General features: G+C 50.5%; 26 protein-coding genes. 6 read left to right on the top strand and 20 right to left on the bottom strand.

Annotation, left to right across the window (positions count from 1 at the left end; translation table 11 throughout):
* Positions 1–27: 27 nt before the first annotated feature.
* Entirely contained in the window at positions 28–1,128 is a 1,101-nt protein-coding gene (locus DWY84_RS10815; protein ID WP_118533158.1) for a DUF3810 domain-containing protein, read from the bottom strand.
* 23 nt (positions 1,129–1,151) lie between these two features.
* Entirely contained in the window at positions 1,152–2,186 is a 1,035-nt protein-coding gene (locus tag DWY84_RS10810; protein ID WP_118533156.1) for an NB-ARC domain-containing protein, read from the bottom strand.
* Between the two features lie 254 nt (positions 2,187–2,440).
* Between DWY84_RS10810 and DWY84_RS10805 the strand changes: the two genes are divergently transcribed.
* From DWY84_RS10805 to DWY84_RS10785, 6 genes are all read left to right on the top strand, one after another.
* Positions 2,441–3,772 (top strand): potassium transporter TrkG, encoded by a 1,332-nt coding sequence (locus DWY84_RS10805; protein ID WP_118533154.1) that lies wholly within the window; start codon positions 2,441–2,443, stop codon positions 3,770–3,772.
* A gap of 19 nt (positions 3,773–3,791) precedes the next feature.
* On the top strand, positions 3,792–4,439 hold the full coding sequence (locus tag DWY84_RS10800; RefSeq protein WP_118533152.1) for a TrkA family potassium uptake protein: 648 nt from the start codon (positions 3,792–3,794) through the stop codon (positions 4,437–4,439).
* A 16-nt stretch (positions 4,440–4,455) separates the two neighbouring features.
* Positions 4,456–4,629, top strand: coding sequence for a hypothetical protein (locus tag DWY84_RS17420; RefSeq protein WP_178716757.1), 174 nt, complete (start codon positions 4,456–4,458; stop codon positions 4,627–4,629).
* A gap of 189 nt (positions 4,630–4,818) precedes the next feature.
* Positions 4,819–6,708 carry a DUF4118 domain-containing protein gene (locus DWY84_RS10795; protein ID WP_178716755.1) on the top strand — a complete coding sequence of 630 codons (1,890 nt, stop codon included), beginning with the start codon at positions 4,819–4,821 and terminating at the stop codon, positions 6,706–6,708.
* Positions 6,701–7,399 (top strand): response regulator transcription factor, encoded by a 699-nt coding sequence (locus tag DWY84_RS10790; protein ID WP_118533148.1) that lies wholly within the window; start codon positions 6,701–6,703, stop codon positions 7,397–7,399. Before DWY84_RS10795 ends, DWY84_RS10790 begins: the two co-directional genes overlap by 8 nt.
* Positions 7,400–7,511: 112 nt before the next feature.
* Positions 7,512–7,871, top strand: a complete 360-nt coding sequence (locus tag DWY84_RS10785) for a cupin domain-containing protein (RefSeq protein ID WP_118533146.1) — start codon at positions 7,512–7,514, stop codon at positions 7,869–7,871.
* A gap of 78 nt (positions 7,872–7,949) precedes the next feature.
* Here DWY84_RS10785 and atpC read toward each other — a convergent pair whose 3' ends face one another.
* The 18 genes from atpC to DWY84_RS10695 all read right to left on the bottom strand — a co-directional run bounded on the left by atpC (position 7,950) and on the right by DWY84_RS10695 (position 24,462).
* Positions 7,950–8,348, bottom strand: coding sequence for an ATP synthase F1 subunit epsilon (gene atpC / locus DWY84_RS10780; RefSeq protein WP_118533144.1), 399 nt, complete (start codon positions 8,346–8,348; stop codon positions 7,950–7,952).
* Between the two features lie 11 nt (positions 8,349–8,359).
* On the bottom strand, positions 8,360–9,751 hold the full coding sequence (atpD, locus tag DWY84_RS10775; RefSeq protein WP_118533142.1) for a F0F1 ATP synthase subunit beta: 1,392 nt from the start codon (positions 9,749–9,751) through the stop codon (positions 8,360–8,362).
* An 85-nt stretch (positions 9,752–9,836) separates the two neighbouring features.
* The gene (gene atpG / locus DWY84_RS10770) at positions 9,837–10,700 is read right to left on the bottom strand and encodes an ATP synthase F1 subunit gamma (RefSeq protein ID WP_118533140.1); all 864 of its coding nucleotides are present in this window, start codon (positions 10,698–10,700) and stop codon (positions 9,837–9,839) included.
* A 19-nt stretch (positions 10,701–10,719) separates the two neighbouring features.
* Positions 10,720–12,222, bottom strand: a complete 1,503-nt coding sequence (gene atpA, locus DWY84_RS10765) for a F0F1 ATP synthase subunit alpha (protein ID WP_118533138.1) — start codon at positions 12,220–12,222, stop codon at positions 10,720–10,722.
* A gap of 21 nt (positions 12,223–12,243) precedes the next feature.
* Positions 12,244–12,792 carry an ATP synthase F1 subunit delta gene (atpH, locus tag DWY84_RS10760; protein WP_118533136.1) on the bottom strand — a complete coding sequence of 183 codons (549 nt, stop codon included), beginning with the start codon at positions 12,790–12,792 and terminating at the stop codon, positions 12,244–12,246.
* The gene (gene atpF, locus DWY84_RS10755; protein WP_118533134.1) at positions 12,780–13,295 is read right to left on the bottom strand and encodes a F0F1 ATP synthase subunit B; all 516 of its coding nucleotides are present in this window, start codon (positions 13,293–13,295) and stop codon (positions 12,780–12,782) included. The genes atpH and atpF overlap by 13 nt, the downstream gene beginning before the upstream one ends.
* Positions 13,296–13,348: 53 nt before the next feature.
* Positions 13,349–13,609: an ATP synthase F0 subunit C gene (gene atpE / locus DWY84_RS10750; RefSeq protein WP_118533132.1), complete on the bottom strand. Its 261-nt coding sequence runs from the start codon at positions 13,607–13,609 to the stop codon at positions 13,349–13,351.
* A 203-nt stretch (positions 13,610–13,812) separates the two neighbouring features.
* On the bottom strand, positions 13,813–14,514 hold the full coding sequence (atpB, locus tag DWY84_RS10745) for a F0F1 ATP synthase subunit A (RefSeq protein ID WP_118533130.1): 702 nt from the start codon (positions 14,512–14,514) through the stop codon (positions 13,813–13,815).
* Between the two features lie 19 nt (positions 14,515–14,533).
* A complete protein-coding gene (locus tag DWY84_RS10740) occupies positions 14,534–14,998 on the bottom strand; it encodes a hypothetical protein (RefSeq protein WP_118533128.1) in 465 nt (154 codons plus the stop codon).
* Between the two features lie 2 nt (positions 14,999–15,000).
* The gene (locus DWY84_RS10735; protein ID WP_178716753.1) at positions 15,001–15,330 is read right to left on the bottom strand and encodes an AtpZ/AtpI family protein; all 330 of its coding nucleotides are present in this window, start codon (positions 15,328–15,330) and stop codon (positions 15,001–15,003) included.
* Positions 15,331–15,644: 314 nt separating this feature from the next.
* A complete protein-coding gene (locus DWY84_RS10730) occupies positions 15,645–16,811 on the bottom strand; it encodes an NADP-dependent malic enzyme (protein WP_118533124.1) in 1,167 nt (388 codons plus the stop codon).
* A 122-nt stretch (positions 16,812–16,933) separates the two neighbouring features.
* Positions 16,934–17,974 carry a nucleoside hydrolase gene (locus DWY84_RS10725; RefSeq protein ID WP_118533122.1) on the bottom strand — a complete coding sequence of 347 codons (1,041 nt, stop codon included), beginning with the start codon at positions 17,972–17,974 and terminating at the stop codon, positions 16,934–16,936.
* A 23-nt stretch (positions 17,975–17,997) separates the two neighbouring features.
* Positions 17,998–18,894 (bottom strand): ribokinase, encoded by an 897-nt coding sequence (locus tag DWY84_RS10720; protein ID WP_118533120.1) that lies wholly within the window; start codon positions 18,892–18,894, stop codon positions 17,998–18,000.
* A 32-nt stretch (positions 18,895–18,926) separates the two neighbouring features.
* A complete protein-coding gene (locus DWY84_RS10715; protein ID WP_118533118.1) occupies positions 18,927–19,916 on the bottom strand; it encodes an ABC transporter ATP-binding protein in 990 nt (329 codons plus the stop codon).
* Positions 19,916–20,959, bottom strand: a complete 1,044-nt coding sequence (locus DWY84_RS10710; RefSeq protein WP_118533116.1) for an ABC transporter ATP-binding protein — start codon at positions 20,957–20,959, stop codon at positions 19,916–19,918. The genes DWY84_RS10715 and DWY84_RS10710 overlap by 1 nt, the downstream gene beginning before the upstream one ends.
* 15 nt (positions 20,960–20,974) lie before the next feature.
* Positions 20,975–21,853: an ABC transporter permease gene (locus DWY84_RS10705; RefSeq protein WP_118533114.1), complete on the bottom strand. Its 879-nt coding sequence runs from the start codon at positions 21,851–21,853 to the stop codon at positions 20,975–20,977.
* An 8-nt stretch (positions 21,854–21,861) separates the two neighbouring features.
* Entirely contained in the window at positions 21,862–22,794 is a 933-nt protein-coding gene (locus DWY84_RS10700) for an ABC transporter permease (RefSeq protein WP_118533112.1), read from the bottom strand.
* Positions 22,795–22,875: 81 nt separating this feature from the next.
* Positions 22,876–24,462 (bottom strand): ABC transporter substrate-binding protein, encoded by a 1,587-nt coding sequence (locus DWY84_RS10695; protein WP_118533110.1) that lies wholly within the window; start codon positions 24,460–24,462, stop codon positions 22,876–22,878.
* Positions 24,463–24,567 lie beyond the last annotated feature (105 nt).

Genomic DNA, 24,567 nt, shown 5'->3' with positions numbered 1-24,567 from the left:
CCGATTTTTCCCGCGTTTTCCACTGGTTTAATCCAAATTTATCAAGTTTTCGTTAAGAATTCGGTAGGATAACATCAGGTCCACCATCCTTCCATAGCTTTTCACGCCATCGGCCTGGGAGTTCATTTTCAGATAGGTGTCATTCATCCGGGTTGCCGCCTCCGATACCCTGCTTTCGTACCGGTTCCAGAAATCCGAATTTTCATCCAGGTCCTGCCTTGCTCCCTCACAGAGCTGATCCGTCAGTTCTATGTAGCGTTTCCTGTCCACCCGCGCCATGGCATTTCCCGCGTAAACCCAGCCAGTCAGGTAACCACTGTAGCGAAACGCTTCGTTTTCTGATGAAATACAGGCCAGATATCCGATAAAATTCGCCTCATCCTCCCGCATAAAGCCTTTCAGATGGGATAACTCATGGCAAAGGGTATGGGGCACGTTGTAATCCGGCATGTCCCCGTTATAGTTCGCTTCCACCGTAAACGGAGAGTAAACGCCGCACAGCTGCTGCACGGAAAGGATCCGGGATACCAAAACCTCCTTTGGTTTTGGATAAAATCCGGCCAGACAGGAGAATTGTTCTCCCGCCGCCTGCATGGCTGTTACCGCTTCCACCCGCCAGGCACTGCGATGCTCCCGGTAAGACTGCCGACCGGTTTTTGCGGATTCATTGACCAACTCCACCAGATCACTGCACAGGGCCTCCAGCTCTTCCACGGTGTAAGTGCCATCCTCCAGACCGGCATATGAGGAAAACGAGGATGCATAGTAGTTGATGCCGCAGTTGACGGTGTATAAAAACAGCAACGCACTGACGATCAAAAGCCACCGCCTGCCAGTGACTGTCAGGATTTTAGCATGTTCCGCACGGATTGCCGCCACAGACAGTCGCACCACATCCAGAAACAGCAGGCACAGCAGACCATACAGCCCCATCTCCACTACAGAAAATGGCAGCAGCCCGGTTAATCGGCCCACACTTTTCACGATCCACGAGTAAATATGGTGGGCATACCAGGTGCCAAAGCCCGGAAGTGTCCGGGCAGAAAGCTGAAATACTGCTGTCAGAAGCAGCAGGGAGATTCCTGCCGCCACAAGATATTGACTACCATATCGCTTATTCTTTTTCATGAATCTCTCCTGAAATGTGTACCTCAAATATTGTCCAATACAAAATCATTAAAAAATGGCAGAGAAAACGTGAGGTAGCCGCGCACTGAGCCATCCGCAATTCCTTTCCGGATCAATCTTTTCCGGTACGGATTTAATTCATTTTGCTCTATATGAAGCAATTCTTTGATCTCACGAATACTTCCACCCGGACATTGCGCAATGGCACCTGCAAGCTCACGGTCCTTTGCTGATAATTCTGACCATATTTTTTCATAAGACTGTTCTTCCAGATATTGCCTTGACTGACTGATCACCTTTGTGAAATTCGTTGAATCCTTCCACAGAAAATAACCAACAACCTGAAATGCAAAAGGATAACCCTTCGTGAGTTTTGCCATCTCTCTGGCAGCATCGGCTGTAAGCTTTATGTTCTGCCGGTAATTATCTGCCATGGCTCCTATGTTCAGCGGAGAAAGAATAATTTTGGGCGCACGGTACAAAAATGTCAGATTCTTCTCGTTTTGAAGATCCGAAATATTCTGATACAGACCCGTCATCAGTAAAAATACAGGCGAATTTTTGCGCAGCATTTGCTGAACAGCAAAGGTAAATGCCTTGATCTGAGGAGAAGCGGTCACCTCATCAATCGTAAATAAAATTTTTTTGTGATGCTGCGCAAGGTTCTCAATCATCCGTTCCAAAGCGACCTGAATATCCGCAATCGGTGCCGCATCTGATACTTCCAGACCAAATCCAAATAAAGAAAAATTGAGTTTTGCCTTCTGAAATATCTGTGCCAGGCCCTGAATGCTGCTAAGATATGCTGCAGCCTCCTGCATCAGGTCTGCCTTGTATGGATTTAAATCAACAACAATCCAGTCTTCATCTCTTCCTATCTCCTGGGAAATATCTGTCATAAACACCGTTTTTCCACATCCACGGACTCCGGAAATCATATACACCTGCTGAGGAGGGTTTGGTGACAGAAAATCCTCTAAAATCTGCCGTTCTTCCGCAATTCGCTTAATATATTCGATTGGTTCCTTTCCGAATGTTAATGTATATGGATTCTGCATGGTTTTCCTCCATTTCCCATTAAATTTACTATTTTTGTTTACTATTTTCTTTTACCATTATAGCATGTTTTTACTATTATTTACTATTTATTTTTACTATTTTCTATTACGATGCAAAAAAACAGAATCAGGAATCTTTATACCGTCTTAATACCGGGCAAAATACCTTTGTGCCCTCTTTAACTCTTTTTTTCTATAATGGAACTAACAAAAACAGCGGTATCACTACCCGACAGAAGATTGGAGCTGTATCCATGAAACCATTTTCCATAAAACCATTAAATTCTTTTCAGATCATTGTCCTGGGATTTGCCGGGGTCATTCTGGCCGGTGCACTTCTTTTAATGCTGCCGGTTTCCTCCGCCACCCACTGCGTTACTCCGTTTTTAAGTGCATTATTCACCTCCACCACCTCTGTCTGCGTGACGGGTCTGATCGTGGTGGATACCGGTACCTACTGGTCCGTTTTCGGTCAGGCTGTGATCCTGGTGCTGATCCAGATCGGCGGCATGGGAGTCGTAACTGTCGCTGCGGCAGTCACCATTGTTTCCGGACGCAAGATCGGTCTGATGCAGCGCAGTACCATGCAGGAAGCCGTGGCCGCACCAAAGATGAGCGGCATTGTGCGCCTGACCGGCTTTATCATCCGGGCCACGTTCCTGATCGAGCTGTCCGGCGCCGCTCTGCTGGCCCCTGTATTTTGCAGAGACTTTGGCCCCGTCCGCGGACTCTGGATGGCTTTGTTTCATTCCATTTCCGCATTCTGCAACGCAGGGATCGACCTGATGGGGATCCGTATTCCCTTTTCTTCCCTCACACTTTATGCCGCAAACCCACTGGTCAATCTGGTCATCATGGCACTTATCATCATCGGCGGAATCGGCTTTCTGACCTGGGAAGATATCCGCAGTAACCATCTGCATTTCAGCCGTTACCGGATGCAGAGCAAGGTCATCTTAACCACCACGGCCATCCTGATCCTGTTGCCGGCCCTCTATTTCTATTTCGGAGAATTCCGACAGGGAGGCTTTGGAACCAGGATCCTGTTATCCTTGTTTCAGTCAGTAACTCCACGAACTGCCGGTTTTAACACAGCAGACTTCAGTAAACTCACTGAATCCGGCCAGATACTGACCATTATTCTGATGCTCATCGGCGGAAGCCCCGGTTCTACAGCAGGAGGCATGAAAACCACTACCGTCGCAGTTCTTACCTCCACTGCCGTATCTGTCTTTCGGCGGAACGAAAACCCGGAGCTGTTTAAGCGCCGGATTGCCCCGGAAACTGTAGCAAATGCTGCCTCCATCCTGATGATGTATCTCTGTCTCTGTCTGACCGGCGCATTTCTCATCAGCCGCATAGAGGAGCTTCCCATGATGGCATGTATGTTTGAAACAGCCTCAGCGGTAGGCACGGTCGGTCTCAGCTTCGGCATTACTCCCGGACTCGGAAGTATCTCCCGGATCATCCTGATCATTCTGATGTATCTGGGAAGAGTCGGAGGACTGACTTTAATCTACGCCGCATTGTCCGGACACCGGATCCGGTTTGGCAAATATCCGCTGGAAAAAATCACTGTAGGATAACACGTAAAGGAGCAAGATCATGAAATCAATTTTACTGATTGGCCTCGGCCGTTTTGGAAAACATATTGCCATGGAGCTGCATTCCCTGGGGCACCAGGTGATGGCAGTCGATCATAATGAGGTGCGTGTCAACGAAGCTCTTCCTTTCCTGACCAGCGCTCAGATTGGTGACAGCACCTCGGAGGATTTTCTTTCTTCCCTGGGCGTACGCAATTTCGATGTCTGCATTGTTGCCATCGGAACTGACTTTCAAAGCTCTCTGGAAACTACATCGCTCTTAAAGGAGCTGGGAGCCAGACTGGTTGTCTCCCGGGCTGCCAGAGATGTCCATGCCAAGTTTCTGCTGCGCAACGGTGCGGATGAAGTCGTCTACCCGGAAAAACAGCTGGCCAAGTGGACCGCCATTCGCTGCAGCTCTGACCACATCCGGGATTTTGTTGATCTCGACGGAGATCATGATCTGTTTGAAGTCGATCTGCCTGACCAGTGGATTGGCATGAGTGTCGCGCAGATCGACATCCGGAAGCAGTATGGCATCAACATCATCGGAGTGCGCCATAATGGCAAAATTGAGTATTCGGTTACGCCGCAGACCAGTTTTTGCGCAGGAGATACCATCCTGGTCCTTGGCCGCTACCGCGATCTGCAGAAATGTTTCCGGATCTGATTTTGGAGGTGATCTTATGAGAAATCTGATTCTGATCCTTCTTCTCGTCCTGTTTTTTGCCTTCATCTATCTGCTTATGAGCCGGATTGACCGGATTCTGGACCGGCTGCGCAAAGGGAATCTGCGCATGGAACAGCAGCGGCCGGATCCTGATCGAAAAATACCGGACGAAAATGATTCTTTCGATTGATTTGCGAAAGAATCCGTTTTATGATGGAAATCAGAAAAACCATGCCCGAATATGGAAGGATCCAGCATTATGATACAGAATAACAATTTTTCTGAAACATATCATTCCGAAAGGCAGACCAGGGAGCATATCCTTGTCTGTCTTTCTTCTGCGCCATCAAACCTGAGGATCGTGCAGACGGGTGCCCGTATGTCTGATGCTTTTCATGGCACACTGACTGCGCTCTATGTCCAGACGCCGGATCATTCTGCCATGTCCGAAGAAGATCAGAGCCGTCTGAAAGAACACATGCGTCTGGCCGAGCAGCTTGGAGCCTCCATCGAAACCGTATACGGTGACGATGTTTCCTACCAGATCGCGGAATTTTCGCGCCTCAACAATATTACAAAAATTGTCCTTGGCCGCAGCAATATCCGGCGGCGGCATCTCTGGAGCAAGCCGTCCCTGACAGAAAAGCTGACTGAGATCGCGCCAAATCTGGATATCTACATCATTCCGGATGCCGCCTCCGTTCATAGCAGCTACCACCTCAACAAGCATCTCCGGTCCACAGGCTGGCATATTCAGGCCACAGATTTGCTGCGTACCATTTTCATTCTGATCTCCGTGACACTGACCGGTCTCTTCTTCTACCAGGCCGGACTGTCTGAGGCAAACATCATCACGCTTTATATCCTCGGAGTCCTGCTGGCCTCCATCACCACGACCGGATGGAGCTGCAGTCTGCTGGCTTCTGCCTGCAGCGTTATTGTTTTTAACTATTTTTTTACCACTCCGCGCTTCACCTTTCATGTGTACGGAAAGGATTATCCGGTCACCTTTATTGTGATGTTTGTTGTGGCCCTGTTAAGCAGTGCCCTGACCACCCGCCTAAAGGATCACGCCCGCCAGTCCGCCAAGCTGGCCTATCGCACCAAGGTCCTGTTTGACACCAACCAGCTTCTGCAAAAAGCAGAAACCGACGAAGCAATCCTGAATACCCTGATTTCCCAGATTCAAAAATTACTCGGAAAACACATCATCATTTACCCGGTTCAGCATGGGACATTAGGAACCCCCATCCTCTCCCCGGATTCTGCTTCTGCGGAAAAATCCGAATTTCTGACCCGCCCCCGGGAACAGGAGGCCGCCCTGTGGGTTCTGGCACACAACAAACGGGCCGGTGCCTATACCGACACCTTTCCGGATGCTCTGTGCCATTATCTGGCCATCCGGGTACAGGATGCTGTCTATGGAGTTGCCGGCATGGAAGCCGGAGAGCATCCCATGGATTCCTTTGAATACAGCGTTCTGGTTTCCATGCTGGGAGAGGGCGCCCTGGCCATGGAAAACCGCCAGAATATCCGGGAAAAAGAGCAGGCAGCGCTTCTGATGGAAAAGGAACGGCTCCGGGCCAATCTGCTGCGTACCATCTCCCATGATCTGCGCACCCCGCTGACTGCCATATCCGGCAATGCCAGCAACCTGCTCTCCAACCATTCCGCCATCGACGAAGCCACCCGGCTGCAGATCTACGCGGACATCTACGACGACTCCATGTGGCTGATCAATCTGGTGGAAAATCTGCTGGCTGTCACCCGCATTGAAGACGGACGCATGAACCTGCGCATGGAAACCGAACTGGTCAGCGAGGTCATTTCCGAAGCGCTCCGTCATGTCAGCCGTCAAAGCGTTGAACATAGCATTACAGCAGAAAGCACGGATGATTTTCTGCTTGCCCGCATGGATGCCCGGCTCATTGTGCAGGTCATCATCAACCTTGTGGACAATGCCATCAAATACACACAAAAAGGCAGCCGGATCCAGATTCTGACGGATAAGCTGGAATCCAACGTGCGGATCCGTGTCACGGATGACGGTCCGGGCATTCCGGATGAGGCAAAGCCGTTTGTCTTTGATATGTGCTATACCGGCGCAAACCGCATTGCGGACAGCCGCCGAAGCCTTGGTCTCGGGCTCTGCTTATGCCGCTCCATCATCCGGGCCCATGGCGGAGAAATTTCCGTATCTGACAACACGCCATCCGGCTGTATCTTTACCTTTACATTACCCTGCGAGGAGGTAGCAATCCATGAATAAACCGCTGATTCTGGTTGTGGAAGACGATGCGCCCGTCCGCAACCTGATCACCACCACCTTAAAGCTGCACGATTACCGCTTTCTGACCGCTGCAAACGGAGATACCGCGCTGATCGAGGCATCTTCCCACAATCCGGATATCATTCTGCTGGATCTTGGACTTCCGGATATTGACGGCATCAACATCATCCGGCAGATCCGCACCTGGAGCATGACCCCCATTATCGTCATCAGCGCCCGCAGCGAAGATACCGACAAGATTGAAGCTCTGGACAATGGCGCCGATGATTACCTGACCAAGCCCTTTTCCGTTGATGAGCTTCTGGCTCGCCTGCGCGTGACCCAGCGCCGCTTAAGCTTCATGCAGGAAACCATGTCCGCCCAGGATTCCGTGTTTGTCAACGGCCCTCTGAAGATTGATTTTTCTGCCGGATGCGCCTGCTTAAACGAGGAGCCGCTGGCCCTGACCCCTACCGAGTACAAGCTTCTGTGCCTGATGGCCCGCAACGTGGGAAAGGTTCTGACCCACACCTATATCACCGAGCATGTATGGGGGAGCAGTTTTAAAAGCGATGTAGCCTCTCTCCGGGTCTTTATGGCAACGCTCCGCAAAAAACTGGAATCCGCTCCGGGCGCGCCCCAGCAGATCCAGACCCATATCGGAGTCGGATACCGGATGCTGCGGCTGTAATATTCCATAATTTTATATTTCATTTTGTTTCAATTTGGGATATACTTTTGATAACACGTGACCTGGAAAATATTGAACAGTCACGGTATTACAGACTAAGGAGGCTGAAATTATGGTTCGCAAAGAAAACACAGTTGCGGTGGAACACTTAGGCGGCGGCAAGGGCACGGCTTACGTTCATCACATCATTTCCAAAGAAGAGTTTTTAGGTCACGGCAGAATGTACGCGAGGGTGGTACTTCCTCCGGGCGCAAGCGTAGGCTGGCACCAGCACGTACATGACACCGAGCCGTACTACATTTTAAAGGGACAGGCTGACTTCATCGACAACGACAAGTCCGTCACCAAGGTTGGCCCTGGCGACTGCTGCATCATCGAAGTCGGACAGTTCCACAGCATTGAAAATAATTCCAATGAGGATGTAGAGTTCATGGCTCTGATCTACAATAAGCCGGGATTTTTATACGAGTAAGAAAACCGTGTAGAATCCGGCAAAGAAAAGTCCCACAGAAACAGCACATGCATACTGCTTTCTGTGGGACTTTTATCTTTAGTGTTTCAATTTCAAACGCACCATTGCGCGCTTCAGCGCTGCTTCCGCACGCGCTGCATCCAGATCAGCTTCATGACTTGCAAGGCGGCGCTCCGCGCGGGAACGTGCCTCTTCTGCACGGCTAAAGTCGATCTCATCCGGCCACTCAACCACCTCTGCCATAACAGTAACCTGCTCCGGCAGAATGGTGATGAATCCGGACAGCAGTGCTGCTTCCTTCTCGCCGCCGTCCTCATGGATTTTGAGAACGCCAGGCGCTACTACAGCAGTCAGCGGAATGTGGTTCGGGTATACACCGATCTCACCCTCGGTGGTAGTCAGCTCTACCATGGAGACTTCTCCGTCGTAGAAACCGCCGGTCGGGGTGACAACCTTTAATTTCATTCCATCAGCCATAGACGTACCCCCTATTTCACACGGGCAAGAACGTCATCGATATTACCTGCATTCAGGAAATACTGCTCCGGAATGTCATCATGCTTGCCTTCCAGGATCTCCTTGAAGCCCTGAATGGTCTCGCTCAGCGGTACGTAACGGCCTTCCAGACCGGTAAACTGTCCTGCCACGAAGAACGGCTGGGATAAGAATCTCTGGATCTTACGTGCGCGGGATACAGTCAGCTTATCTTCCTCGGAAAGCTCATCCATACCTAACATGGCAATGATATCCTGCAGCTCTTTGTACTTCTGCAGAACCTCCTGCACGCCGCGGGCTACCTTGTAGTGCTCCTCACCTACAACACGCGGGTCGAGGATACGGGAGGTGGACTCCAGCGGGTCTACTGCCGGGTAAATACCCTGCTCTACGATGGCACGGCTTAATACCGTGGTTGCATCCAGATGTGCGAAGGTGTTTGCCGGAGCCGGGTCGGTTAAGTCATCGGCCGGCACATAAACTGCCTGTACGGAAGTGATGGAACCGTTCTTGGTAGAGGTGATACGCTCCTGAAGAGCACCCATCTCTGTCTGCAGAGTCGGCTGGTAACCTACTGCGGACGGCATACGTCCAAGCAGAGCGGATACCTCGGAACCTGCCTGGGTGAAACGGAAGATGTTGTCGATGAATAACAGGACATCCTTACCACCTTTATCACGGAAGTACTCAGCCATAGTAAGGCCTGTCAGGCCGACTCTCATACGTGCTCCCGGCGGCTCGTTCATCTGACCGAATACCATGGTAGTCTTATTGATAACGCCAGACTCGGTCATCTCGTAGTAAAGGTCATTACCCTCACGGGTACGCTCACCTACACCGGTGAATACGGAATATCCGCCGTGCTCGGTAGCGATGTTACGAATCAGCTCCTGGATCAGGACGGTCTTACCTACACCGGCACCGCCGAACAGACCGATTTTACCACCCTTCTGATAAGGGCAGAGCAGGTCTACGACTTTGATACCGGTCTCAAGGATCTCAGTCTGGGTAGACTGTTCCTCGAAGGTAGGAGCTTTTCTGTGGATTGGAAGGTATTCTTCCACCTGTGGCTTTTCTTTATTGTCAATCGGCTCGCCCAGTACATTGAAAATACGGCCCAGCGTATTCTCACCAACCGGTACGGAAATCGGCGCGCCGGTTGCAATGGCGTCCATACCACGTCTCAGACCATCGGTGGTTCCCATTGCGATACATCTTACGGTATCGTCACCAAGATCCTGCGCAACCTCAACGGTCAGGCTGCCGCCGTCTTCCAGCGGAACTCGGATTGCCTCGTTGATTTCCGGAATCTTGCCCTGGGAGAACTTGATATCCATGACCGCACCGATGATCTGTGTGATCTTACCAGTATTTTGTTCTGCCATCTTGCTTCTCCTTCATAATTCTTTCTCGAATGCACTCCTTGGAGCGCGATCGCTTCAGCAGAGCACCAGGCCCTGCCAAAACGGATTAATTGATCGCATTTGCGCCTGCAATGATCTCCGTAAGCTCCTGGGTAATGGAACCCTGACGCGCACGGTTGTACTGCAGCTCTAACTTGCCCAGCATTTCTTCTGCATTGTTGGTTGCCGAATCCATGGCGGTCATACGCGCGCCATTTTCACTGGCAACTGCTTCCTGCAGCGCACCAAAGATCAGACTGCTCATATATTTCGGGATGATCATATCCAGCACTTCTTCTTCGCTCGGCTCGTAGTTCATGAGGGCTTCGGCTTTCAAAGTCTCGCTCTCGCTGCTCTCTTCCATGGTAAACGGAAGGAGCTTGATGAGCTTCGGAATATGAACTACGGTGTTCTTAAAGGAAGTGTATGCAAGATAGATCTCACCGATCTCTCCACGGCCGAATGCGGCTAACAGCTCTTTTGTGAGATCTGCTGCATCCTGGTAGGCTGGCTCGTCGATAACCTCGGAATAATCCTCGGCAATCTCATAGCCCTTCTTAGCCAGTCCGTCACGGCCCTTGCGGCCAATGGCGTAAACCCGGGTCTTCTCCGGAGTCAGCGCCTCATTTCCTGCGATGAGCTTGACAATGTTGTTGTTGTAGCCGCCGGCAAGGCCGCGGTTGGAAGTGATCGCAATGACCGCCTTTCCATCCGTATTGCCTGCCCGCAGGTATTTGTGGTCGATGGTTCCTGACTTTTTCAGCATGGAAGAGATCGTCTCATACATCAAGTCGAAATAAGGCTTGGAGCCTTCTGCTTTCTGTCTGGATTTCTGCAGCTTGACTGTAGAAACCAGCTTCATGGCTTTGGTAATCTGGCCGGTGCTCTGGATACTTGCTTTTCTGCGTTTAATATCTCTCATCGATGCCATGATCGTTCACCTGCCTTATCTAGCGCTGCTCTTTGCACTCTTTGATCGCTTTTACAAGCAGAGCCTCGTTCTCCTCGGACAGAACCTTGGTATCGCGGATTGCTGCCGGGATCTCCGGGTACTTGCTGTCAATGTATTTGAATAAGTCTTTCTCAAATGCCAGCACATCTGCAACCGGAATATCAAGAAGATGCTTTCTGGTTGCTGCGTAAATGATGATTACCTGGTACTCAACCGGCATCGGCTGGTACTGAGGCTGTTTTAAGACTTCACGGATGCGCTCGCCCTGTGCCAGCTGCTCGGTGGTTGCTGCATCCAGCTCGGAGCCGAACTGGGCGAAGCTTGCCAGCTCGCGGTACTGTGCCAGTTCCACACGGATCGGCGCTGCAATCTTCTTGATTGCCTTGATCTGTGCCGCGCCGCCTACTCGGGATACGGACAAACCAGCGTTGATAGCCGGACGGAAGCCGGAGTTGAACATCTCAGTCTCAAGGTAGATCTGACCATCGGTAATGGAAATTACGTTGGTCGGGATGTATGCGGATACATCGCCCGCCTGCGTCTCGATGATCGGCAGAGCGGTTAAGGAACCGCCGCCTAAGTCATCCGACAGACGGGATGCGCGCTCCAGCAGTCTGGAGTGCAGGTAGAATACGTCGCCCGGATAAGCCTCACGTCCCGGCGGTCTCTTCAGAAGAAGGGACAGGGTACGGTAAGCGGCAGCGTGCTTGGTCAAGTCATCATAGACTACCAGTACGTCCTCTCCGTTTTCCATCCACTCCTCACCGATCGCACATCCGGAATATGGTGCGATGTACTGTAACGGAGCCAGGTCGGATGCCGTGGAAACTACGATGGTGGTGTAGTCCATAGCGCCGAACTCCTCTAAGGTTCTTACAATGTTGGCAACGGTAGATGCTTTCTGACCGATTGCAACGTAGATACAGTGAACGCCCTGACCCTTCTGGTTGATGATGGTATCGATCGCGATGGCGGTCTTACCGGTCTGACGGTCACCGATGATCAGCTCTCGCTGTCCGCGGCCAATCGGAATCATGGCGTCAATTGCCTTGATACCGGTCTGTAACGGGGTGTCTACAGATTTTCTTTCGATTACGCCGTGAGCAACACGCTCAACACGGCGGAATTTGTCAGTCTCGATCGGGCCCTTGCCGTCAATCGGCATACCTAACGCGTTGACAACTCGTCCGGTCATGGCATCGCCTACCGGGACCTCAACCACGCGGCCGGTTGTCTTAACGATATCTCCCTCACTGATGTTCCTGGTATCACCTAAGAGAACGACACCTACGTTGTCTTCCTCCAGGTTCTGGACCATGCCGTATACCTCTCCCGGGAATTCCAGAAGCTCACCCTGCATGGCTTTCTCCAGTCCATGAACTCGAGCGATACCGTCCGCAACCGTGATAACGGTGCCGACATCAGAGACTTCCAGTTTGGTAGAATACTTTGCAATCTGTTCTTTGATTACCGAACTGATTTCTTCTGGTCTCAAATTCATTGTCTGTTCCTTTCCGACTTATTATGCCAGCTGAAGCGCGGATAACTCCTTCTTCAGCTCGTAAAGCCTTGTCTTGATGCTGCTGTCCACTACGCGGTCTCCGATGCGGATGACCATGCCCCCGAGGAGGGACGCGTCCACATCGTAGTGCATTTCAAACTGCACATAACCGGTGGTCTCAAGCAGTCTTTTTTCCAAAGCGGCCTTCTGCTCCGCGCCCAGCTCCACTGCGCTGGTCACATAAGCAGCTCCGATCTTTTTGAATTCCTTCACCCTCTGGATGAAATATTCCAGAATCGAGATTATCTCGTTCTGTCTGTCTTTCTCAACAATGATGCTCAAGAAGCCCATCAGCTCCTCCGCAATCTTTCCGGAAAAGACCTGATGTAATAAGGCAACCTTCTCTTCTTTTACGATCTGCGGGTTTCCGAGAACGGAAAAGAGCTCCGGGTTGGCCTGTAAAATGGGGAGCAGAGCAGAGGTTTCCTCGTAGAGGATATCCACAAGCTCTTTTTCCATGGCTGTCTCAAACAATGCATCGCCGTACACCTTTGAAACTAGCTTTGCCATGTATGTTCACCCATTTCCTTCAAAGTCTCATCAATCAAAGCATCCTGAATCTTAACATCGATGGAGTTTCCAACAACCTTCTCTGCCATGAATGCGGCGATGTCTACGATCTCCTGCTTCATGTCATCGAGAGCTTTCTTCTTCTCCAGCTCAACTTCGCGGTTTGCCCGCTCAATGATTCTGGCTGCTTCGGCCTTGGCTTCATCGAGCATTTCCTCCTCACGGGCTTTGGCTTTACGCCGTGCAGTCTCCAGAATGCTCTCAGCTTCTTTGTTCACGTCTCTTAATTTTGCCTCGTACTCAGCCTTCATAGCCTCTGCAGAAGATTTGTCTTCCGCAGCAGACGCCAGCTCGCCGGCAATCTTCTGTTTTCTCTTTTCCAGCACGTCGCGCACCGGATTGAAAAGCAGATAGGACAATGCAAAGAATAAAATGAAGATGTTGATACCGGTCAGCACTGCGTCATGCAGAAGCTGCGGATCAAATCCTATCAGTCTGTCCAAGTCTTACGCCTCCTTTCGTTAATAATCGCTGCGTCTCCGCAACGTTCCGTTCTTTATGCGCCGAACGGCTTAACGAACATCAGGATGATAGCTACAACCAGACCGTACAGACCGGTGGTCTCTGCTACTGCCTGACCAAGAAGCATGGTGGAAGTGATGTCGGATTTAGCGCCCGGGTTACGGCCAACTGCAGATGCACCGTGACCAGCTGCGATACCCTGTCCTACACCAGGTCCGATACCGGCGATCATTGCCAGACCAGCGCCGATTGCGGAACAACCAAAGATAAAGTCCTGTCCTGAGATACCATTCATAGTTAAGTCCTCCTAAATATAAATTAAATTGAATCCTGTTGAAGTGTGATGATTCTGCGCTTTTCTGGCTATGCCCACCTCGATTCCGCTTCGCTTCATCTCGGTGTCGGGCTGCGCCCTATTCCTCTGAACCATCCTGCTTCGGCGTGTGAATGCAAGCATTCCCAGCCTACGCTGTCTGTTTCATCGGAGCATGGCTTGGCTTATTCCATCTTATCGTTAATATAAACCATGGTCAGCATACAGAATACGTATGTCTGAATCGCACCGGAGAATACATCACAGTAAACATGAAGTGCCGCCGGAATACCGATGTTGGTAAAGATCGGCATCATGCCGTACCATAATCCCATAATGATAACGCCTGACAGCAGGTTTGCGAACAGACGCAGGGAAATGGAAATCGGGTTTGCGATCTCACCGATTAAGTTAATCGGGAATAAGATCGGGGTCGGCTCAAACAGGCTGGTAAAATGTCTTACACCCCTGTTCTTGATGCCCTGGTAGTTTACAATGAAGAACGTAAACATACCAAGCAGGAAAGTAACGCCATAGTCGGCTGTCGGAGCACGAAGTCCTAACAGGCCGCTCAGGTTACAAAAGAGGATGAATACGAAGATCGTTCCGATGTAGTTGATGAAACGTCTTGCGTTGCCTCCCAGGATTCCTGATGTCATGCCCTGCAGTGCCTCGTAGGCCATCTCAAGCACATTCTGAAATGTTCCCGGCTGATCCGTCGCTTTTTTCAAAGTCCGGTTTGCCAGTACCGCAAGAATCAGGATGAGCGCTGTGATGATCCACATGCCTATGGTCGTTGTTGTGATCCAGAAGTCCTGACCGAATAACTGGTATTTTAATACCCCGTGTATCATAAAGTCAGGCTCATTGGATATCAGCATTCCCATTCACGGTTCCTCCTTTCTCTCATGATATCCCCGGCCGGTCATTGTCGGAAGTATCTGCCTGCGCAGAAGCTTCCGGTTCTTTTCCACCGGAAATTCTGTGAACCAGTGGCTGCAGGTATGCGCCTGCTTTCATGCCCATGGTTCCGATCACCGCTGCCAGAAGATCGATCTTTAAGACTTTCCAGCAGATCAGGAAAGCCGCAACCAGTACCAGCTTGCGCAGCATACTCTGCGCTACGGTATATTTGTTTGCATAGCTTTCGCTTCCGCTGTCCAGTACCCGCTCGGTCGTCACCGCCATATGGATCAGCATGCAGATGGCTCCCACTGCTCCCACGATGAGTCCCAGAACTACCGGGACCACCGGATAGGAAATCCGTGGAAGAAGCAGGACCGCAAGGATGATCAGAATCACATTGTAAAAAAGGATTCCTGCTGACATCTCAGCAAGCAGCCGTTTTGTTGACTTACTCAGCCACTCCATCGTTACCTGCCTCCTTTGCTGTCTTCATGAAAAATACGGCTCGGCTGTTTTGGTTTGCTGATTCCGCTTCGTGCCTGCCCGGCACTCTGCTGCTGTCGTAAGCGCTCATCCTCTTTCTGCTCCTGCATCAGAGTATTCTTCGCCATGACCCAGCCGCAGCGTCCGCCAGCCAGCACACCCAGAATCAGCATCGGTACCATAAGCTTCGTCCCAAAATGGGAATCCACCAGATAACCTGTGTAAACGCATAAAAGAACCGGAGTCAGCACACTAAAGCCAAGCTGTGTCACCATAGCCAGGCTGCGGAATACGCTTTTCTTATAATGCACCATATCCACCTCTCTTTGCATTTTGCATGTACAAACTATTATACCCAAACTTTTTGATTTTGTCCATTATGAATAGTTGGTTCGTTAAAAAATGGTGAATCTTGCACATCACAAACATTTCTGTCATTTTTTTATCGAACATTTCAACAAAAATAACTGATAAAAATTGTCATACTTGCCAGTTTGGTGCACATTTATACCAAAAAAACCGCCACATCCAAAAAATGTGACGGTTTTAACGATTTTCAGGTCAAATAACTTTCTTCTTATCTTAAATATAAGTTTTTTATATGGCCCTATAGATTTTTCTTATGCCTTTATTTGATCTCCTCATATGGCACACGGTTGATACCTTCCTCCACTGCCGCTTTTGCCACTGCATTTGCTACAGCCAGAGCTACGCGCTTGTCAAAAGAGGACGGGATGACATACTCTGGGGTCAGTTCTTCTTCCGGAATGACTGCTGCGATGGCATGAGCCGCCGCGATCTTCATGTTCTCAGTGATATCTTTTGCCCGCACAGCAAGGACACCTTTGAAAAGTCCCGGGAATACCAGTATGTTGTTGATCTGGTTCGGATAATCAGAACGGCCGGTTCCAACCACTGCTGCGCCGCCTGCCTTTGCCTCATCTGGCATGATCTCCGGAACCGGATTTGCCATGGCGAATACGATACCGTTGTTCATGGTGGCTACCATCTCTTTGGTAACCAGATGCGGTCTGGAAACACCGACAAAGATGTCTGCTCCCTTTAACGCGTCTGCCAGTTTTCCGTGTTCTTTGTTTAAGTTGCTGATGTGAGAGATTTCCTCCTGGCCGGAGTTTAAGTTCTCATCACCTTCGCAGATGATGCCGTTGATATCGCACATAATGATGTTTCCGAATCCCATGGCAATGAGCTGCTTGCCGATTGCCACGCCTGCAGCACCTGCGCCGTTGATGACGACTCTCAGTTCGCCCATCTTCTTGCCGGTCACCTTTACCGCGTTCAGGAGTGCCGCGCCAACTACGATGGCGGTACCGTGCTGGTCATCGTGGAATACCGGGATATCACAGCGCTCTTTCAGTTTTTTCTCGATCTCAAAACATCTCGGAGCCGCAATGTCCTCCAGGTTGATGCCGCCGAAGCTCTTGGAGATCAGCGCAATGGTATTGACGATGGTATCCACATCCTTGGAATCTACGCACAGCGGGAACGCGTCTACGCCTGCAAACTCTTTAAACAGAGCACATTTTCCCTCCATAACCGGCATTCCTGCAGACGGCCCAATATCTCCAAGTCCCAGAACCGCGGTTCCGTCCGTGATAACAGCTACCAGGTTGCCCTTGCTGGTGTAATCGTACGCCAGAGACTCATCCTCCGCGATCAGCAGGCACGGCTCTGCAACACCCGGAGTATAGGCGATGGAAAGTTCCTCCGGAGTTGTCACCTTCGCACGGGAGATGACCTCGATCTTACCTTTCCACTCTTTGTGTTTTTCAATTGCAAGCTATTTCTTATCCACCAGTTTGTGCTCCTGAAATATGTTGTTAAATTTTATTCTATTTTAGTACAAAGGAAAGCCTGCGTCAACCAAGGCAAAAGAAACCGTTCCCGGTACTTTTATCAGTCATGATCCAAACAGGACACAAGATCTCCGAAAATCAGATCTCTCTGACAGTAATTTGCCACTCTTATTTCGTGACGGCCGGTCATATCCGCATTCTTTACCCAGCGACAGTCATCACCGAGAACCGGCGAGGGCACGCGCGTGGACTGGATCCATCCCGGATTCTTCAGAAACGCAATGGTGGAAATATCCCAGATGGTTCTGGACCACGCCACATGCTTTGTCTCAAATCCGGCAAAATATTCTTCCGGCTGGTCTTCCCGGCCCTTTAGCTGAAGCGTGCGGTGCATCTTCCCGCGGTTAACCGCCTTTTCCAGATTGGTAAACTGATCCAGCACAATGTCCGTCAGATATGTGCCGATCCGGCTCTTTCCGTTTAGCTTGCACCGGGCCTCATCATCGGAAAAGGTCAGCAGGGAAGCCACATTCATGCAGGGTACCCACACAAGGGGAACTCCGCAGTTGAACAGATGCTGTGCCCCGCGAATTTCCTGGCCCATATTGAACTCATAGCCATGGTCAAAATACAGCGGCTGACCGCCAAGCCAGATCACAACAATGTGGTCCGCCAGACGCGGCTCTGCCAGAAGCGCGGAAGCCACATTGGTGCAGGCCCCGATCGATGCCACATAAAGCGGCTCATCACTGCTCATACCGCGCTCAATCAGGTCGCGCACTGCATCACTCATAACTGGGTCCCGCTTTTCATTCAGATAGCCGGTCGCTCCGCGGAATACTCTTCCGTCCGGATTCTCATCCAGTAGCTGAAAGATCTTCCGGATTTCCTGGTAACTTTGCTCCATTCCTTCCGCCGGATCCTCCTGAACCGCAAAATCCAGATCTCCGATATTATGCCGGAAAACAGTATGGGAAAACGGAGCTGCGTAAACCGCCTCAACCTGAAAACGCTCCGGCGAGCGTAGCGCCCAGGCAATTGCGAACTGGTCATCCACCTCATTCTTTGCGTCCGTATCGATCACCAGACGGATTTTCCCCGTGGGAACCGTCAGCCGTTCCCTTCTTAATTTCTCATCCATGTGTCTGTCCTCTCTGTCCTGCTTCAGACTGCCGCTTTTTCTTTAAAAGCTTCCACTTCCTGTCTCCACGGAATTGCGGAGGCTGCTCCCTTTCGGGTCACTGCAATGGCCGCGGCCCGGGAAGCATATTCCAGGCAGTCCCTGATATTCATATTTTCCAGGCTGCACGCAAGGTAATATCCGGTAAACGTATCACCTGCTCCTGTTGTATCCACTGCGGACACCGGATAGCTCTTCTGATAAATCCGCTGTTTTTTGTAAGAGTAAGCACAGCCCTTTTCTCCCAGGGTCAGTACTACCTCCGCCTCCGGATACAGTGTTTCCATTTTATCCAGAATCTTTTCCGGTGTTGTTTCCCCGGAAATGCGGCTGCCCTCATCCTCATTCATAATGAATACAGAGATCTTGCTCAGGTCACAGGCCAGGATTTTTTCATCCATCGGAGACGGATTCAGGACAATTTTCATACCCTTCTCATAAGCCTTATCAATCAGATAGCTCAGGCAGTTTACCTCATTCTGAAGAAGCAGATAGTCACCCCTGCCAAAATAATTTAATACTTCGTCGCAGTATGCCTCCGTGTTCTTCTGATTGGCTCCTCCGCTCAGGACAATACAGTTCTGGCCGGATGCCTCTACCTGAATAAACGCTTTTCCGGTTCCGCCTGATACCTCTTTCAAAAACCGGCAGTCCACATCGGCCTCCTGCAGCAGTTCTTTTAAGAAACCGCCGTCATCACCGATCAAACCTGCGTGATACAGCTCGCAGCCGGCCCGAGCCGCTGCCAGGCTCTGATTCAGTCCCTTTCCTCCCGGAAATCTCTGTTCGGAGACTGATGAGATAGTCTGACCTGCGCAGACAATCTTATCAACCCCAAATGTATAGTCAATGTTCAAAGAACCAAAATTGACAAATCTCATGCATCTACCTCCTGCCTCATACGATTCTGTTTTCAGCACTGTCCCGCAGGAGCCTGCTGACATTTCGCACAGGCTACAAAATGACCCGGACTTACCTCCCGCAGTGCCGGTACTCCCTGTCTGCAGGCATCGCAGCGGACCGGACATCTCTTATAAAACCGGCATTCATCCGGAAGATTGATTGGGGATACCACCTCGCCCTGAATGGCCAGTTCCTTTTTCACCTCGTGAATTTCCGGGATCGGAATAACTGACAGCAGCGCTTTCGTGTAGGGATGGAGCGGATTCTCGAACAGCTCCTCCACCGGTGCTTTCTCCACAACACTTCCCAGATACATAACCGCGATTTCGTCCGCGATATGATTTACTACAGACAGGTTATGGGTAATGAAAATATAGGTCAGTCCGCGCTCCTTCTGAAGATCCTGCAGCAGGTTTAAGATCTGCGCCTGAATAGACACATCCAGCGCGGATACCGGCTCATCGCATACAATCAGCTTTGGCTGCAGCGCAAGGGCTCTCGCAATTCCGATTCTCTGTCTGCGTCCGCCGTCCAGCTCATGAGGATATGCGTTGTAAAGACGCTCGGCCAGTCCTACCGTCCGCATCAGCTCCAGAACAGTTTCTTCCGTCTCTTTTTCAAGTTCCTTTTTATTCTTTGCTTTCAGGATCGGATGATACTTCAGAGGCTCTGCAATCAGCTGGCTGACGGTCATGCGGGGATCCAGGGAAGAGAAGGGATCCTGGAAAATGATCTGCATATCTTTACGCAGCTTTGTCATTTCTTTATTAGAGAGCTTACTGATGTCCTTTCCCTCAAAATACACCTCACCGGAAGTCGGCTCGATCAGCCGTAAAATCGTTCTGCCCGTGGTAGATTTTCCACAGCCGGACTCGCCCACGATTCCCAGTGTTTTTCCCCGTTCCAGGGTAAAGCTGACATTATCTACCGCATGAACGTTTCCCTTGTGGGTTGTAAAGTATTTCTTCAGATTTCGTACTTCAAGAATATTATCTGCCATTACCCGTTCCTCCTAATTCTGAACTCAGGATTTCTGTATGCGCTGCACGCAACTCTGTGTGTCTCGGAAAACGTAAAGGTTTCCGGCGCTTTTTCCCAGCACGCGTCTGTCGCGTATGGACACCGTTCCGCAAACGCGCAGCCCTTCGGCAGATTGGACGGATCCGGCATCAGGCCCTGGATCGGATGCAGCTTTTCCACACGTTTGTGAATATTCGGCAATGATACAAACAAGCCCTCTGTATACGGATGCTTTGTATGGTTGAATACCTCTTCCAGCGTACCGTATTCCACAATATGTCCGGCATACATAACTGCCACATCATCGCACATCTCTGCCACAACGCCAAGGTCATGGGTGATCAGGATCATGGAGGTATCGTTTTCTTCCTTTAACTGGCGCATCATCTGCAGGATCTGGGCCTGAATGGTAACATCCAGTGCGGAAGTCGGCTCATCAGCAATCAGCACAGTCGGGTTGCAGGCCAGAGCAATCGCAATGTCTACTCTCTGGCGCATACCGCCGGAAAACTGATGCGGATACTCCGATGCCCGTCTTGGGTCAATGCCTACCTTCGCAAGCAGCTTTCCTACCTCCTGCTTTACCTCGACCTTGGAAAGATTGCGGTGGAGAGAGATACTTTCCGCAATCTGGTCGCCTACGGTAAGAACTGGATTTAAGGAAGTCATGGGATCCTGGAAGATCATGGCGATCTCACTTCCGCGCACGGCCTGAAGCTGTGCCGGAGTAAGCTTACGCATATCCAGTCCGTTTACTTTGATGGAGCCCTCTGTGATCACGCCAGGAGGGGAGGGAACCATATTCATCAGAGCCAGCATGGCTGTCGTTTTGCCGGCGCCGGTCTCACCTACCAGTCCCAGGGTTCTTTTTCGTTTCAGTTTCAGATCAATGGAGTTGACCGCCTCCACAGTCTCTTCGGAGGTAACATATTTTACAACCAGATTCTCCACGTCAACCGCCAGATCTGTAGTTTCACGTATTTTGTCGAGTCCGCTATCGCCTTTTCTCTTTCTGCCAAACATTCTTTTCACCCCGCCTTATCGTTTCAATTTCGGGTCCAGTGCATCTCTCAGACCGTCGCCTACCAGGTTAATTACCATAACTGTGATCATAATTGCCAGACCCGGAAACAGGCACATATGCTGCGCATTGATGATGAATGACTTGGATGCGCTTAACAGTGCGCCCCACTCCGGAGTCGGAAGCGGCACGCCCAGTCCAATGTAGCTGAGTCCTGCTGCGGAGATAATGGAGGTTCCCACTCTCAGCGTGGCCTGCACCAGAATCGGAGAGAAACAGTTCGGCAGAACATGCTGTAGCAGAATGACATGGACAGGTGCACCGATCGCACGGGCTGATTCCACATAGTCGTTATTCCTGGTTACCATAACAGAAGCTCTGGTAATACGTGTCATGACCGGCATCGTACTGATGGAGAGAGCCAGCATCAGGTTGAACAGGTTGGTTCCGAGTACCGATACCAGGATGATGGTCATCAGAAGGCTTGGAATGATGGTAAAGGTATCAATAAATCTCATCAGAATGGTATCGAATTTTCCGCCGATATAACCGGCTAATGCCCCCAGAGGAACACCTACCGCACTTCCCATAAATACAGAGGCAAAACCAATAGCCAGGGAATATCTGGTTCCGTATCCGATTCTCGCCAGCATATCCCGGCCATAGTTATCGGTTCCAAACGGATGAGCCAGACACGGCTTCAATAACCGGTCACCGACCTGCATGGCAGTGATATCCGTATCATAATCCCATATTACATCTGCAAAAACCGCAATCAGGATCAGGAAGATCAGCACAACCAGGCCAATCATCGCACCCCTGTTGCGTCTGAACTGCTTCCACACCTCCAGCATCCGGTTCTGTTTTACACTTGATTTTTCTTTTGAACTGCTCATAAGCCACCTCAACCTTTAGAATACTGCGCTTTGATTCTGGGATCCAGAAATGCGTAAACTACATCAACGATCAGCAGGATAATGGATACAAAAATAGCCAGCATGATAACGAAACCGGTTACCACCTCAAAGTCACTCTTCTGAATGGAGTCTACCAGGAACGCTCCCACGCCCGGCCATGCGAATACTCTCTCAGTAAGGACTGCTCCGCCAAGCAGGGTAGACATCTGGATGCCGACCTGGGTTACCACCGGGATCTGGGCATTCTTGAACGCGTGATGGGTAATGATCATTCCCTCACTCTGGCCTTTGGCCCGGGCCGTTCTCAGGTAGTCCTGGCGAAGTACATCCAGCATGGAGGAACGGGTGATACGGGTCAGCGCCGCCATGTTGCCGGTACCGCAGGTAATGGCCGGAAGGATCAGGCTCTTAAATCCGACCGCTCCGGTGGAAGGCAGCCAGTGCAGGTTTACGGAAAACAGGATGATGAGCAGCAGGCCAAGCCAGAAGTTCGGCATGGCCAGTCCCACAAAGGACAGTGTCGAACATATGGTATCGATCCAGGTATTGTTCTTTACCGCCGCCAGAATACCAAGCGGAATGGACAAGAGTACTGTAACGATAACCGACGCGATGGCCAGCTTAAAGGTATTTGGGAATTTTTCAAAGAAGATATCCCATACCGGACGGTTCTGGGCGTAGCTGGTGCCAAGATCACCTTTCGCGATTCCGGCCATGTAACGGACATAGCGGACCGGAAGCGGATCGTTTAAGCCATGGGTTTCACGGTAATACTCAATCTGCTGTTCTGTAGCACCGTCTCCAAGCACCGTAACCGCCGGGTCTGACGGGACAAAATCCATGATGAAAAATACAATGAATGAAACCGCCAGAACTACAGGAATAATCATCACAATACGTTTTAAAACATATTTTAACATAGTCAGCTCCTCTTATAGCACAGGGCCACCGCTGTGATTCCAGCGACAGCCCTGTTATTCATTCTGTCAAATGTGTCTTCGTTATTCGATTACATAGCAGTTGGTGAAATCTACATCGACTGCCTGAGCGTTCAGGTTTACACCGTAGAAGTTCTTGGTTCCGATGCAGAACAGGTTCGCCATGCAGATCGGCACGCCCGGTACTTCTTCTGCAACATACTGCTGAAGGTCTGCATACTTTGTAAGCATTTCTTCGTAGTTCGGGCTTGCTAATGCGTCAGTCAGCTTTGCATCAAACTCCGGGTTGGAGTAGTTCATGAAGGATCTTGCTGCGTTGGTCATCAGGTACTCAACCATAACGGTCATGATGCCGCCGTACTGGGAAGTACAGTTGATTGCCAGATCGTATTTGTTATCCTCTTTGATAGCCTTGGTGAAGCCGGTCTGTGCATACTCGGTAATCTCCAGGTTGATGCCGGCCTGTGCCAGGTTTGCCTGCATAACCTCTGCTACCGGGATGTATTTTGCGAAGGTGTAAAGCTTTAAGGTAAGACCGGAAAGTCCGTTGTCTTCCAAGAGTTTCTTTGCGCCTTCCGGATCATACTGGTAAGCCTCTACCGGTGCATAGCCCGCTGCTACGGTACTGATGAAGTTTTCTGCTGCCACGCCGCAGTTTCCGTTCTCATAGCATGCGTTTACAATATCGTCACGGTTTACTGCCATAGCTACTGCCTGACGGACGATCTTATTGGAGCCGTTCTCGGTCAGAGCGTTGAAGCCGGCATATACAACCTGAATGTTGTCTGCCTTGTATACGTTGTAATTGCCGTCGTTCATCATGTTTACGATATCAGACGGGTTGCCGTCGTACATTGCGTCAATGTCACCGGACTGAAGTGCCAGTGCTCTTGCGCTTGCGTCTGTGATAACTACGAAGGTGATAGCCTCGGTCACTGGTTTCTCACCCCAGTAATCTTCAAAACGGCGGATGGTCCATGAAACACCGGATTCCAGATTGTCAAAGTAGTATGGGCCGGTACCGATGGCGCTGCCCTCTTCAAAGCCCTTGGTCTCAATGGCGTTCTTGCAGATGATATCCTGTGCTGCGTAGTACAGCCAGTCAGCAGAGCTTGTGTTCAGCTTGAAGGTTACGGTGTACGGATCGTCTACTACGACCTCGTCTACCATGCTGACACCGGTGATCGGCTGTGTGATGCCGTCATTCTCTGTGGTGGATGCGTATTCCCAGGTGAACTTGACATCCTCTGCGGTGAAGTCGCTGCCGTCATGGAACTTAACGCCCTCACGAAGCTTAAAGGTCCATTCCGTGGAATCGTCGTTGCTGCTCCACTCTGTAGCCAGCTCCGGAGCAGCTTCCCCATCTGTTCCGACGCTTACCAGGCCATTAAAAGTAGAGTTACAGGTCTGTGTGGTCACGGTTGCGGTGCCTGCATAGCGGTTTTTCACAGTCAGGTCAGCCAGCGTACCGATACGGATTTCTTTTTTGTAGTTTGTGCTTTCGTTCTTTTCCGGTTCCTCAACGGCTGCCGGTTCGGAAGCTCCTGCCGCACTGGCAGAAGTCTCTGCGCTCTTCTGTCCGCCGCAGCCTGCAAGCATACCTACTGCAAGCGTTGCCGCCATAAGCAATGACACTGTTTTTTTCATCATAATAGTTCCCTCTCCTTTCGTTTGCACGACTTCACTGAAAAATTTTAAATGGTTTGCGGTCCATTTATATCCACTTTTCACAGTCCTTATTTTTCTTCGGTCATT

The sequence above is a fragment of the Clostridium sp. AF27-2AA genome, from assembly GCF_003478505.1.
Taxonomy (GTDB): domain Bacteria; phylum Bacillota; class Clostridia; order Lachnospirales; family Lachnospiraceae; genus Brotaphodocola.
This window is presented reverse-complemented; position numbering and strand designations above follow the sequence as displayed.